The organism is Limnohabitans sp. JirII-29, assembly GCF_003063395.1.
Lineage (GTDB): Bacteria > Pseudomonadota > Gammaproteobacteria > Burkholderiales > Burkholderiaceae_C > Limnohabitans.
Genome location: NZ_NESB01000003.1, coordinates 89,410 through 101,425, shown reverse-complemented (window position 1 = coordinate 101,425; position 12,016 = coordinate 89,410). Strand labels below are relative to the sequence as shown.

Here is a 12,016-nt window from a genome sequence, read left to right as displayed (position 1 = left end):
CTGGCTACGCGTAGTTCAGCGAGCAATGGCGCGATAGCCAATGTCGCGGCGGTATTGCTGTCCATCAAAGTGAATGTCTTGTGCGGTCTCGTACGCAAGCTGCTGAGCTTGTTTCAAGGTGCCACCCAACGCCGTCACACAAAGCACCCGTCCACCCGAAGTACGCACGTGACCACCACTCATTTCTGTGCCGGCATGGAACACCACCACATCGTCAGCGTCTTGTGGGAGGCCTGAAATGACGTCGCCTTTGCGTGGATGCATGGGGTAACCATGTGCTGCCATGACCACGCCAACCGCGCTGCGACGATCCCACTCGAGCTCTAAGTCGTCGAATCGAATCTGTGCATTCGGGTCCGTGGCAGCCATCAAGACATCCACCAGATCCGTCTTCAAACGCATCATGATGGGTTGGGTTTCGGGGTCACCCATTCGGCAGTTGAATTCCAGTGTTTTGGGTTTACCTTGGGCGTCAATCATCAGGCCCGCGTACAAAAAGCCTGTGAATACGATGCCGTCTTTCTCCATGCCACGGATGGTTGGCAAAATGATTTCACGCATGGCGCGCGCATGCACCTCTGGCGTGACGACAGGTGCTGGAGAATACGCCCCCATGCCGCCGGTGTTGGGCCCTTCGTCGGCATCCAGCAAGCGTTTGTGATCTTGACTGGTGGCCAAAGGCAACACGTTTTTACCATCACACATCACGATGAAGCTGGCTTCTTCGCCTTGTAAAAACTCTTCAATCACGACACGCGCGCCACCCGCATTGTGGGTGACGCCCAAAGTGTTGTCGACCAGCATGAAGTCAATCGCTTCATGGGCCTCTGCCAGATTCATGGCCACGACCACGCCCTTGCCTGCAGCCAAGCCATCGGCCTTGACCACGATGGGGGCGCCTTTGGCATTGACATAGTCGTGCGCAGCGGCGGGGTCTGTGAAGGTTTCGTATTCCGCGGTGGGGATGCTGTGACGCTTCATAAAGGCTTTGCTGAAAGCTTTGGAGCTTTCCAGCTGAGCCGCTGCTTGCGTGGGACCAAAGATACGCAGGCCATGGGCGCGAAACTCATCCACCACGCCAGCGGCCAATGGCGTTTCTGGCCCCACCACGGTGAGCTCGATGCGTTCTGACTGGGCGAATTCGCGCAAAGCCTTGACATCCGTCAGGGCAACGTTTTGTAGTCGCTTATCGCGTGCTGTGCCGCCGTTGCCAGGCGCGACATACACGGCTTGAACTTTGTGTGACTGGGCAAGTTTCCATGCCAGTGCGTGTTCGCGGCCACCGCCGCCAATGACCAATATTTTCATAATTCGGCGTTGTGATAGACCTCTTGCACATCGTCAAGGTCTTCCAACACATCCAGTATTTTTTGCATTTTGATGGCGTCGTCGCTGCTGAGTTCAATCGTGTTTTCGGGACGCCAAGTCACCTCAGCCACCTCTGGTTTGAGACCCGCCGCCTCCAGTGCTTTTTGCACCGACTCAAACTCTGTGGCTCCAGTCAGCACCTCAATGGCACCGTCGTCACCCGTGATGACATCGTCTGCACCTGCTTCCAACGCAATTTCCATGATCTGGTCTTCGTTACTTCCGGGTGCAAAAATCAACTGGCCGCAGTGTTTGAACTGGAACGATACCGAGCCTTCGGTGCCCAAGTTACCGCCGTGTTTACTGAACGCATGTCGCACCTCAGCCACGGTGCGCACCTTGTTGTCAGTCATGGTGTCCACAATGATGGCGGCGCCGCCAATGCCATAACCCTCGTAGCGAATCTCTTCGTAGTTCACGCCTTCCAGGTTGCCGGTGGCTTTGTCGATGTTGCGCTTGATGTTGTCCGCAGGCATATTGGCCGCTTTAGCCTTTTCAATGGCCAGTCGCAAGCGTGGATTGATGTCCAAGTCAGCACCCCCTAAGCGGGCTGCCACCATGATTTCACGGATGAGTCGGGTCCAGATGCGGCCACGCTTTTCGTCTTGTCGCCCCTTGCGGTGCTGAATGTTGGCCCACTTGCTATGTCCCGCCACGTGATGTCCTTTGCAGATTGAAACTGGGTGCGATTTTACGTGAGCCTATCTTGTGAAAACCAAAGAAAAAGCGGCTGTTGTCAGCCGCTTATCCGTTGTGCGTCACCTAGGTTCAACCGGCAGCGGTTTCTTCCGACGAATTAGGCTCGACTTTGGTTCCTTTTTCTTTCTTGGGCAAAGGCTGAATGTCTAGCAACACCTCGTCTTTGTCGTCAATGTCCACACTCAAGCGGCCACCTTCGGTCAAGCGACCGAACAAGAGTTCATCGGCCAAGGCGCGACGAATGGTGTCTTGAATCAAACGCTGCATCGGACGGGCACCCATCAAGGGGTCAAAGCCTTTCTTGGCCAAGTGTTTGCGCAACTTGTCGCTGAAGGTAACGTCCACTTTCTTTTCTGCCAGTTGGGTTTCCAACTGGAGCAAGAACTTGTCGACCACACGCATGATGACGTTTTCGTCCAGGGCCTTGAAGCCCACAATGGCATCCAAACGGTTGCGGAACTCCGGCGTGAACAAGCGTTTGATGTCGCCCATTTCATCGCCCGCTTGCCGTGGGTTGGTAAAGCCAATAGTGGCCTTGTTCATGGTTTCAGCCCCCGCATTGGTGGTCATGATCAAGATCACATTGCGGAAGTCGGCTTTGCGGCCATTGTTGTCAGTCAACGTGCCATGGTCCATCACCTGCAACAACACGTTGAAGATGTCCGGGTGAGCCTTCTCGATTTCGTCGAGCAACAACACGCAGTGCGGCTTTTTCGTGACGGCTTCGGTCAGCAAACCACCTTGGTCAAAGCCGACATAGCCAGGAGGCGCACCAATCAGTCGACTCACTGCGTGGCGCTCCATGTACTCAGACATGTCAAAGCGAATCAAGTCGATACCCATGATGTAGGCCAACTGCTTAGCAGCTTCGGTTTTACCCACGCCGGTGGGGCCGCTGAACAAGAAAGCACCGATCGGCTTGTCGTTTTTACCCAGGCCAGAGCGCGCCATCTTGACCGCAGAGGCCAGTACTTCCAGCGCTTTGTCTTGGCCGAAGACGACGCTCTTCAGGTCGCGCTCCAGTGTTTGCAACTTGCCGCGATCGTCGTTGGACACGTTGGCCGGTGGAATACGGGCGATCTTGGCCACGATGTCTTCAATCTCAGCCTTGCTGATGGTTTTCTTGCGTTTAGACACAGGCAAGATACGCTGAGCCGCACCCGCCTCGTCGATCACGTCAATCGCCTTGTCAGGCAAATGGCGGTCATTGATGTACTTGGCGCTCAACTCAGCCGCCGCTTGCAAGGCGGCCACGGCGTACTTGACGTTGTGGTGTTCCTCAAAGCGTGACTTCAGCCCTTTCAAGATGTCCACCGTTTGCTCGATGGTAGGTTCCACCACATCGATTTTTTGGAAACGACGGCTCAGAGCCGCATCTTTTTCGAAGATGCTGCGGTATTCGGTGAACGTGGTGGCACCGATGCACTTGAGTTGACCACTAGACAACGCAGGCTTAAGCAAGTTGGACGCATCCAGAGTACCGCCCGAGGCAGCGCCTGCACCAATCAATGTGTGAATTTCGTCGATGAACAAAATTGCGTTGGGCTTGCCTTGTAGTGACTTGATCACGCCTTTGAGACGTTGCTCAAAGTCCCCACGGTATTTGGTTCCAGCAAGCAGTGCCCCCATATCCAGGGAATACACCACGGCTTCAGCCAAGATCTCGGGCACATCGTTTTGTGTGATGCGCCATGCCAAGCCTTCGGCAATGGCGGTTTTACCCACGCCAGCCTCACCCACCAAGAGGGGGTTGTTTTTGCGACGACGGCACAGGATTTGGATGGCGCGCTCGACCTCGTATTCACGGCCAATCAACGGATCAATCTTGCCGTCTTTGGCCATTTGGTTGAGGTTTTGAGTGAACTGCTCCAAAGGGGATGCTTTTTCATTCCTTTCGGGCGCCCCCCCTTCTTCACCCTCCCCTTGAGGGATGTCTGAGCCTTTGACTGGCTCGGGCGGGTCTGTCTTTTTGATGCCGTGGGCAATGAAGTTCACGACGTCAAGTCGCGTGACACCTTGCTGGTGCAAGTAGTACACGGCATGCGAGTCTTTTTCACCAAAAATAGCCACCAGGACGTTGGCGCCTGTGACTTCTTTTTTGCCATTGCCCGTGGATTGCACGTGCATGATGGCGCGCTGAATCACACGCTGGAAACCCAAGGTGGGCTGCGTGTCGACTTCTTCGGTACCTGCGACCTGGGGCGTGTTGTCTTTGATGAAGTTGGCTAGCGACTTGCGCAGGTCATCGATGTTGGCAGAACAGGCACGCAGTACCTCTGCGGCACTGGGGTTGTCGAGCAAAGCCAACAACAAGTGTTCAACTGTGATGAATTCATGGCGCTGCTGACGGGCCTCTACAAAGGCCATGTGCAAGCTGACTTCAAGTTCTTGGGCAATCATGTGTTTTCCTTCCGGCTTGCAACTGTGCTTTGACTGTATATGGAAACGAAAGCCATTTATTCAACAGGCTCACTCAAACATTGCAGTGGATGACCCGCTTTGCGGGCGGCATCCATGACTTGCTCCACCTTGGTGGCCGCAACGTCTTTGCTGTACACCCCGCAAACGCCTTTGCCGTCCAGGTGAATCTTGAGCATGATCTGCGTCGCACTTTCGCGGTCTTTCGAGAAAAACTCTTGCAACACCATGACCACGAACTCCATCGGTGTGAAGTCATCATTGAGCATCACCACCTGAAACATTTGGGGTGGCTCGGTGCGTTGGGTGCGACGCTCTAAAACAACCGAACCGCCATCGTCGCGGTCGGGCAATTGAACTTTGGGCGTTGGTTTTTTGCTGGGCATGGGGTGATTCTATCGATGCCCCTGTGGCAAAAAGCCCCGCCTAGGCAGGGCTTAATTGCTTTGCTAAAACGCACAAGGTTTAGATGTGGTCAATCATGATTTGGCCAAAGCCTGAGCAGCTCACTTGGGTGGCACCATCCATCAGTCGCGCAAAGTCATAGGTCACCCGTTTGGCTGCAATGGCGGCCTCCATGGCGTCAATGATGCGGTCTGCTGCCTCGGTCCAGCCGATGTGACGCAACATCATTTCAGCCGACAAGATCATGGAGCCCGGATTGACGTAATCCTTGCCGGCGTACTTGGGCGCGGTACCGTGAGTCGCTTCAAAACAGGCCACGGTGTCAGACAAGTTGGCGCCCGGCGCAATGCCAATGCCCCCCACTTGCGCGGCCACCGCGTCGGAAATGTAGTCGCCGTTCAGGTTCAAGGTTGCCACCACAGAGTACTCGGCAGGACGCATCAGAATTTGCTGCAAGAAAGCATCCGCGATCACGTCTTTGATGATGATGCCTTTGCCCGTTTTAGGGTTGGTGATGCGGCACCACGGCCCGCCGTCGATCAGCTTGGCGTCGAATTCCTTTTGCGCCAAAGCCAGCGCCCAGTCACGAAAACCGCCTTCGGTGAATTTCATGATGTTGCCCTTGTGCACGATGGTCACACTGGGTTTGTCATGGTCAATCGCGTATTGGATGGCTTTGCGGATGAATCGCTCTGTGCCCTCAATGGACACGGGCTTGATACCAATGGCCGAGGTGTTGGGAAAACGAATCGTGGTAGCCCCCATCTCCTGGTTCAAAAACGCAATCAATTTCTTGGCTTCTACGCTTTCGGCTGCGTACTCAATGCCCGCATATATGTCTTCAGAGTTCTCTCGAAAAATGACCATGTTGGTCTTTTCAGGCTCCTTCAATGGGGACGGAACGCCTTTGAAATACTGAACAGGGCGCAAACAAACATACAAATCCAAGGCTTGACGCAAGGCCACATTCAATGAACGAATGCCACCACCCACGGGGGTATTGAGTGGGCCTTTGATCGAAACCACGTAATCGCGTAAGACCTGGGTGGTTTCGTCAGGCAGCCACACATCGGCGCCATACACACGTGTTGACTTCTCGCCGGCAAACACTTCCATCCAATGGATTTGCCGCTTGCCGCCGTAGGCACGCGCCACCGCAGCATCCACCACCTGGCGCATGACCGGGGTGACGTCTTGCCCCACACCATCGCCCTCGATAAAAGGCACGATGGGTTGATCAGGCACATTCAACGACATGTCGGCGTTGACCGTGATTTTTTGACCTTGGGCTGGCACTTGAATGTGCAAGTAAGACATGGATAGCGCTCCGAATGGTGAAATTTCGGCCTGATTCTAGTGACACGACTCACGACATCGACTTACAGGACTCAGCTTTGGCGACACCAGACCACCAGATAATGAGCACATGAAACGCCTCATCCATATTCTCCTGATCACATTCACCAGCTTGGTTGCGATGGCCCAAGATGTGCCACAAACCAACTTGCCCCGCATCAAGTTGCAGGCAGGTATGTACCAAATTGACGCGCAGGTGGCACAAACGCCTGAACAACGCAGCATCGGGCTGATGTACCGCGCGGAGATGCCTACACACGAAGGCATGTTGTTTGTGTTTGAGCAGCCCAGTGCGCAGTGCTTTTGGATGAAAAACACGCTGTTACCTCTTACCGCGGCTTTTGTCGCCGATGACGGCACCATCGTGAACTTGGCTGATATGAAGCCACAAACTACCGACGCGCACTGCTCAACCAAGCCTGTGCGTTTCGTGCTGGAAATGCACCAAGGCTGGTTTGCCAAAAAAGGTTTCAAAGCCGGCACTCGCTTGGGTGGTGCACCGTTCAAACCCTGAAATAAGTTGCCACAACAAAAAAGCCGACCCTTGAGTCGGCTTTTTTGTTTCTAAATACGCAGAATTTAGGCGAAGTTGCTCTCAGCAAAACTCCAGTTCACGAGTTTGTCGAGGAAGGTTTCAACAAACTTAGGGCGCATATTGCGGTAGTCGATGTAGTAGGCGTGTTCCCACACGTCCACAGTCAACAAGGCTTTATCAGCACTAGTCACCGGGGTACCTGCTGCGCCCGTGTTGACGATGTCCACAGAGCCGTCGGCTTTTTTGACCAACCAAGTCCAGCCTGAGCCAAAGTTACCGACAGCGCTCTTGACGAAAGCTTCTTTGAACGCTGCATAGCTGCCGAACTTGGCGTTGATGGCTGTAGCCAAAGCACCTGTGGGCTCGCCGCCGCCTTGTGGTTTCATGCAGCTCCAAAAGAAGGTGTGATTCCAGATTTGGGCGGCGTTGTTGTAAATGCCACCGCTGGATTTCTTCACGATCTCTTCCAGCGACATGCTTTCAAACTCAGTACCTTTTTGCAGGTTGTTGAGGTTGACCACATAAGCGTTGTGGTGCTTGCCATGATGGAACTCCAAGGTTTCTTGAGAGTAATGGGGAGCCAATGCGTCGATGGCGTATGGCAATGCGGGGAGCGTATGTTCCATGAAGTCCTCTGAGGTGAAAAAAACGGATTGTAAAAACTATATCTCACGTGATGCAGTGACCTGCAATTCAACCACGCCATCCGCAAGGGTTGCTTGCAAGGGCTGCCCAATCTGGGTTTGCTTGACGGATGTGACGGCACGCCCATCGGTGTTGCTTAACCAGGCAAACCCACGTTGCAGCACCAATTTAGGATCCAATAGCTCAAGCCGCAAAGCGGCACGCTGCAAGCGCTCGCGCGCTTGATGTGGTGCTTGCTCCAGACTTCGGTTGAAACTGTTTGCCAAGTTCGTCAAGGCGTGCTGCTGGCGTTGTAGATGATTTTGCAAACCTGTTTGTAGCCTTTGCTGCATGCCCAGCAATTGCATTTTTTCGTGTGTCAGACCTTGTGAAGGCCGTCCCAGACGAGCTTGCGCCCTATCCAAGCGTTGTGTCTGGGTGTCCAGTTGGCGTCCCATCAGGGTCTGAATGACGTTTGCCCAAGCTTGTAAATTGTCCAGCAATTCTTGGCGTGAGGTGGCGCACAATTCGGCGGCAGCTGTCGGCGTGGGGGCACGTAAATCAGCGCAAAAGTCGGCAATGGTGAAGTCTGTTTCGTGCCCTAAACCAGCAATCACGGGGACCGGGCTTTGCGCAATCGTGCGTGCCAGGGCTTCGTCGTTGAAAGCCCACAGGTCTTCCATCGATCCGCCACCTCGAACCAACAAAATCACATCCATTTGGGGTTGCTCAATCAAGGCTTGAATAGCGCGGACCAACCCAGGTGCCGCTTCAGGGCCTTGTACGGGCGATGGAGCAAGCAGTACCGCAATATGTGGCACCCGTCGTTGCAAAGCTGTCGCCACATCATGCAAAGCCGCAGCCCCCAAGGAGGTGACGACCCCAATACAGCGCGGCTGGCTGGCAATCGCACGCTTGCGATCTACAGAAAACAAGCCCTCGGCCTCTAGCTTGGCTTTGAGCCGCAAGAACTGCTCAAACCACGCACCTTGGCCCGCACGACGCATGTTCTCCACGATCAGTTGCAACTCACCACGGGGTTCATACACACCCAGGCGCCCCCGCAACTCGACCAGCTCACCGTCTGCCGGAGAAAAATCCAACAACTGGGCGGCACGTTTGAACATGGCACAACGCAATTGGCCTTGTGCGTCCTTGAGCGAAAAGTAGCAATGCCCGCTGGATGCGCGTGTGAAGCCCGAAATCTCTCCGCGTACCGCAACTGGATTGAAACGCGCTTCCAAAGCATCAGCAATGGCGCGGCACAGCGCGCCAACCGCCCAAATTCGCGGCGTCAAACCGATGGTTTCCGGACCTGACAAGCTGAACTCATCCACAGAACGAAACCTTGAGTGGATGAGAGATCAAATCGACCAACAATGTCGAGCTGTCGGTGTAAGTTTTTGATTTCATTGGCATTTTTTGCGCTGAAAATTCAATCATTTTGTAGGAAACGGCCATTCATGCGGCTTGTAGGCGCTTGCATTGAAACTTACCCACAAAGTTATCCACAGTAAATGTGCATGAAACGGTGGGCGATAATCGCGACGTCGTTTCATTGGAGTTGCGCATTGCTGTCGATCATACAAGCGGCTGGTTGGCCGATTTGGCCCTTATTAGGCTGTTCCGTGGTGGCCCTGGCCCTGATCATCGAACGATTGCTCAGTTTGCGCGTGCATTTGGTGGCACCGCAAGGGCTACTCGACCAAGCTATTTTGGCCTCGCAACACAGTCTGCCCAGCGTCGATGTGATGGCTCAGCTTGAGCACCACTCCTTTTTGGGCCAGGTCTTGGCCAGTGGTTGGCATGCCTTGCAAGCTAATCAAAGTATCAATGATGTAGATTTACGCTACAGCATGGAGGTTGCGGGTCGTCAAGCTGCGCACGAACTGGATAAAAACCTCTCCGCCTTGGCCACCATCGCTTCTGCGGCACCGCTGCTGGGTTTGTTGGGCACAGTGATTGGCATGATTGATATTTTTGGCGCACAAACACCAGGTGGCAGCAACCCCGCGCAACTCGCGCAAGGTATCTCGATGGCCTTGTACAACACAGCTTTTGGTTTGATCGTGGCCATTCCCAGCTTGATGTTTTGGCGATATTTACGTGCGCGCGTGGACGCTTATGTCTTAGGGCTTGAACTCGATGCCGAGCGCTTTGCCCGCCATTTGCTCTCCTTGCGCAACAAACTCCGTTGAGTTCGTGAACGCCGCATGAAATTTCATCGATCTAACTCTCCCGAACCCGAGATCAATCTGATCCCGTTCATTGATGTGCTGTTGGTGGTCCTTATTTTTTTGATGCTGTCCACCACCTACAGCAAGTTCACTGAAATGCAGTTGAACCTTCCTGTCGCCGACGCTGCACTGCAAAAAGACCGTCCTAGCGAAATTTTGGTGTCAGTGAGTAGCGATGGTCGTTACAGCGTGAACCGAACCCTAATTCCTGGGCGCGATGTGCAAAGCCTGAGCCAAGCACTCACGCAAGCAACGCAAGGTTTAGAAAGCCCGATGGTCGTCATCAGTGCAGATGCCCAAGCCAGCCATCAGTCTGTGATGCTGGTCATGGAGGCAGCGCGTCGCAACGGCTTGAGCCAACTCACTTTTGCCGCCCAGCTGGCTGGCAAATCCGATTAAAGACCACATGCGCAAGGTCCTGACACAGGCATGGCTCAAGCGAGGGCTTTTAGCCTGCATCTTGTGGCCCATATCTGCCTGTTTTGGATGCCTGGTCAGGAGTCGGCAGTGGCTTTATCGCTTGGGCGTTTTCAAATCCCAACACTTACCCGTGCCCGTCTTGGTCGTTGGCAATGTCTTGGTGGGAGGCGTCGGTAAAACACCGGTGGTGATGGCGCTGGTGGAGCACTTGCGCCAACGCGGTCTCCATGTCGGCGTACTGTCGCGCGGTTATGGACGCACAACACGCGATCAGCGAGAGGTTCACGCCAGTAGTCAAGCGCAAGATGTGGGTGACGAGCCACTGCTGATTGCCCGCCGCTGTGGCGTGCCCGTTTGGGTCGCTGCTGACCGCGCAGCAGCTGGCGAAGCCTTGTTGCAAAAATACCCAAACATCCAAGTGCTGGTGTGTGACGACGGTTTGCAGCACTTGGCTTTGGCACGCGATATTGAGGTGTGTGTGTTTGATGAACGAGATGTCGGCAACGGCTGGCTGCTGCCTGCCGGCCCTCTGCGTGAGCCATGGCCGCGTGCTGCTGCGCTTGATGTCAATCGGTTTGAACTCACCAGCGCTGCCACGCCCTCTTCGCCGCGCTACCAAGTGCGCAAGCAACTGGCTCACTTTGCGGTACGCGCAGACGGCACGCAGCGCAGCTTGCAAGATTGGCGGATGACACCTGTGCAAGCCATTGCGGGTATTGCCAAACCTCAGGTCTTTTTTGACATGCTCGCGGCGCAAGGCCTGTCGTTGACGAATACCCAAGCGCTGGCAGATCACGCTGACATGCGCGACGTGGTTATCAATGAGCGCTTAGGTGATGTGTTGTGCACAGAGAAAGATGCCGTCAAGCTATGGCCCTTGCATCCCACCGTTTGGGCCGTCCCGCTGCTCACGACCTTGCCACCCGAATTGCTGCAAGCCATTGATGCACGCTTGGACTCAAAGTTATCATCGCACCATGGACTCCAAACTACTTGAACTGCTGGTCTGCCCTGTGACCAAAGGCCCACTCGACTACAACCGCGAGCGACAAGAGTTAATTTCTCGCAGTGCCCGATTGGCTTACCCAGTGCGCGATGGCATCCCTGTGCTGCTTGAACATGAAGCACGCGTATTGACCGACCAAGAGCTGGAATCCTGAATGTCTTTTTGTGTTTTGATCCCAGCTCGCATGGGCTCTTCACGCCTGCCCGATAAACCCTTGGCAGACATTGCGGGCTTGCCCATGGTGGTTCGTGTGGCTCAAAGAGCCACACAGTCCAGTGCTTCACGGATTGTGGTTGCCGCTGATGATGAGCGCATTCGGTCTGCTTGCGCATCACATGGCATCGAAGCCATCCTGACCCGCGACGATCACCCTTCTGGGAGTGATCGCCTGGCAGAGGCTTGTACGCTGTTAGGACTGCACGACCAAGACATCGTTGTCAATGTGCAAGGTGATGAGCCTCTGATCGATCCAAGCTCTGTCGATGCCGCCGCGGCCCTTCTCCAATCACGTCCAGATTGCAGCATGAGCACGTTGGCGCACGCCATCGACACTGTTGACGACTTACGTAACACCAATGTTGTCAAAGTAGTGCTGGATGCACGCAATACGGCGCTGTACTTCAGTCGTGCCCCCATTGCTTGGTGGCGTGATGGCTTCGCACAAGGAATCACCCGCCTGCCTGATCCCGCACCTTTGCGTCATGTGGGGCTTTATGCTTACCGGGTTGGTTTTTTACGCCAATTTCCTACATTGAGCCAAGCACCGATTGAGCTTACGGAGTCCTTGGAGCAGCTGCGGGCCATGTGGCACGGCCACAAAATTGCAGTCCACGTCACCACGGACTCACCTGGACCGGGTGTTGACACGTTGGAAGACTTGGCTCGCGTTCGTGCTCTTTTTGAGAGCGCCGCGTAAGACTTTGCAAGGGGATCGCATGCTATCCTCAC

The 12,016-nt window shown here is 54.6% G+C and carries 13 protein-coding genes; 6 read left to right on the top strand and 7 right to left on the bottom strand.

Going from position 1 to position 12,016, the window contains the following annotated elements:
• Positions 1 to 15 precede the first annotated feature (15 nt).
• From purD to icd, 5 genes are all read right to left on the bottom strand, one after another.
• Entirely contained in the window at positions 16 to 1,308 is a 1,293-nt protein-coding gene (gene purD, locus B9Z39_RS05610) for a phosphoribosylamine--glycine ligase (RefSeq protein WP_108301004.1), read from the bottom strand.
• Positions 1,305 to 2,024 carry a YebC/PmpR family DNA-binding transcriptional regulator gene (locus B9Z39_RS05605; protein ID WP_108301003.1) on the bottom strand — a complete coding sequence of 240 codons (720 nt, stop codon included), beginning with the start codon at positions 2,022 to 2,024 and terminating at the stop codon, positions 1,305 to 1,307. The genes purD and B9Z39_RS05605 overlap by 4 nt, the downstream gene beginning before the upstream one ends.
• Before the next feature lie 112 nt (positions 2,025 to 2,136).
• Positions 2,137 to 4,467, bottom strand: a complete 2,331-nt coding sequence (gene clpA, locus B9Z39_RS05600; RefSeq protein WP_108301002.1) for an ATP-dependent Clp protease ATP-binding subunit ClpA — start codon at positions 4,465 to 4,467, stop codon at positions 2,137 to 2,139.
• A 56-nt stretch (positions 4,468 to 4,523) separates the two neighbouring features.
• Positions 4,524 to 4,871 carry an ATP-dependent Clp protease adapter ClpS gene (gene clpS / locus B9Z39_RS05595; RefSeq protein WP_100144804.1) on the bottom strand — a complete coding sequence of 116 codons (348 nt, stop codon included), beginning with the start codon at positions 4,869 to 4,871 and terminating at the stop codon, positions 4,524 to 4,526.
• 79 nt (positions 4,872 to 4,950) lie between these two features.
• Positions 4,951 to 6,207 carry an NADP-dependent isocitrate dehydrogenase gene (icd, locus tag B9Z39_RS05590; RefSeq protein WP_108301001.1) on the bottom strand — a complete coding sequence of 419 codons (1,257 nt, stop codon included), beginning with the start codon at positions 6,205 to 6,207 and terminating at the stop codon, positions 4,951 to 4,953.
• Positions 6,208 to 6,316: 109 nt separating this feature from the next.
• Here icd and B9Z39_RS05585 point away from each other — a divergent pair, with 109 nt between their 5' ends.
• Complete coding sequence (locus B9Z39_RS05585) at positions 6,317 to 6,760, top strand: DUF192 domain-containing protein (RefSeq protein WP_108301000.1); 444 nt, start codon at positions 6,317 to 6,319, stop codon at positions 6,758 to 6,760.
• 65 nt (positions 6,761 to 6,825) lie between these two features.
• Here the strand turns inward: B9Z39_RS05585 and B9Z39_RS05580 are convergent, their stop codons facing one another.
• Positions 6,826 to 7,407 carry a superoxide dismutase gene (locus B9Z39_RS05580; RefSeq protein WP_108300999.1) on the bottom strand — a complete coding sequence of 194 codons (582 nt, stop codon included), beginning with the start codon at positions 7,405 to 7,407 and terminating at the stop codon, positions 6,826 to 6,828.
• Positions 7,408 to 7,443: 36 nt separating this feature from the next.
• Positions 7,444 to 8,742, bottom strand: a complete 1,299-nt coding sequence (gene xseA / locus B9Z39_RS05575; RefSeq protein ID WP_233248924.1) for an exodeoxyribonuclease VII large subunit — start codon at positions 8,740 to 8,742, stop codon at positions 7,444 to 7,446.
• A 234-nt stretch (positions 8,743 to 8,976) separates the two neighbouring features.
• Between xseA and B9Z39_RS05570 the strand changes: the two genes are divergently transcribed.
• The 5 genes from B9Z39_RS05570 to kdsB are packed head-to-tail and all read left to right on the top strand — an operon-like array spanning position 8,977 to position 11,984.
• On the top strand, positions 8,977 to 9,603 hold the full coding sequence (locus B9Z39_RS05570; RefSeq protein ID WP_100144796.1) for a MotA/TolQ/ExbB proton channel family protein: 627 nt from the start codon (positions 8,977 to 8,979) through the stop codon (positions 9,601 to 9,603).
• A 15-nt stretch (positions 9,604 to 9,618) separates the two neighbouring features.
• Positions 9,619 to 10,041, top strand: coding sequence for a biopolymer transporter ExbD (locus B9Z39_RS05565; protein WP_100144794.1), 423 nt, complete (start codon positions 9,619 to 9,621; stop codon positions 10,039 to 10,041).
• Between the two features lie 7 nt (positions 10,042 to 10,048).
• Positions 10,049 to 11,059: a tetraacyldisaccharide 4'-kinase gene (lpxK, locus tag B9Z39_RS05560; RefSeq protein ID WP_108301214.1), complete on the top strand. Its 1,011-nt coding sequence runs from the start codon at positions 10,049 to 10,051 to the stop codon at positions 11,057 to 11,059.
• A complete protein-coding gene (locus tag B9Z39_RS05555) occupies positions 11,040 to 11,222 on the top strand; it encodes a Trm112 family protein (protein ID WP_100144792.1) in 183 nt (60 codons plus the stop codon). The genes lpxK and B9Z39_RS05555 overlap by 20 nt, the downstream gene beginning before the upstream one ends.
• Positions 11,223 to 11,984, top strand: coding sequence for a 3-deoxy-manno-octulosonate cytidylyltransferase (gene kdsB, locus B9Z39_RS05550; RefSeq protein ID WP_100144790.1), 762 nt, complete (start codon positions 11,223 to 11,225; stop codon positions 11,982 to 11,984).
• Positions 11,985 to 12,016 lie beyond the last annotated feature (32 nt).

Excerpts from the sequence above, each read along its gene's own strand:
- purD (WP_108301004.1), bottom strand. The coding sequence starts at position 1,308 with ATGAAAATATTGGTCATTGGCGGCGGTGGCCGCGAACACGCACTGGCA.
- clpA (WP_108301002.1), bottom strand. The coding sequence starts at position 4,467 with ATGATTGCCCAAGAACTTGAAGTCAGCTTGCACATGGCCTTTGTAGAG.
- clpS (WP_100144804.1), bottom strand. The coding sequence starts at position 4,871 with ATGCCCAGCAAAAAACCAACGCCCAAAGTTCAATTGCCCGACCGCGAC.
- icd (WP_108301001.1), bottom strand. The coding sequence starts at position 6,207 with ATGTCTTACTTGCACATTCAAGTGCCAGCCCAAGGTCAAAAAATCACG.
- B9Z39_RS05585 (WP_108301000.1), top strand. The coding sequence starts at position 6,317 with ATGAAACGCCTCATCCATATTCTCCTGATCACATTCACCAGCTTGGTT.
- B9Z39_RS05580 (WP_108300999.1), bottom strand. The coding sequence starts at position 7,407 with ATGGAACATACGCTCCCCGCATTGCCATACGCCATCGACGCATTGGCT.
- B9Z39_RS05565 (WP_100144794.1), top strand. The coding sequence starts at position 9,619 with ATGAAATTTCATCGATCTAACTCTCCCGAACCCGAGATCAATCTGATC.
- lpxK (WP_108301214.1), top strand. The coding sequence starts at position 10,049 with ATGCGCAAGGTCCTGACACAGGCATGGCTCAAGCGAGGGCTTTTAGCC.
- B9Z39_RS05555 (WP_100144792.1), top strand. The coding sequence starts at position 11,040 with ATGGACTCCAAACTACTTGAACTGCTGGTCTGCCCTGTGACCAAAGGC.
- kdsB (WP_100144790.1), top strand. The coding sequence starts at position 11,223 with ATGTCTTTTTGTGTTTTGATCCCAGCTCGCATGGGCTCTTCACGCCTG.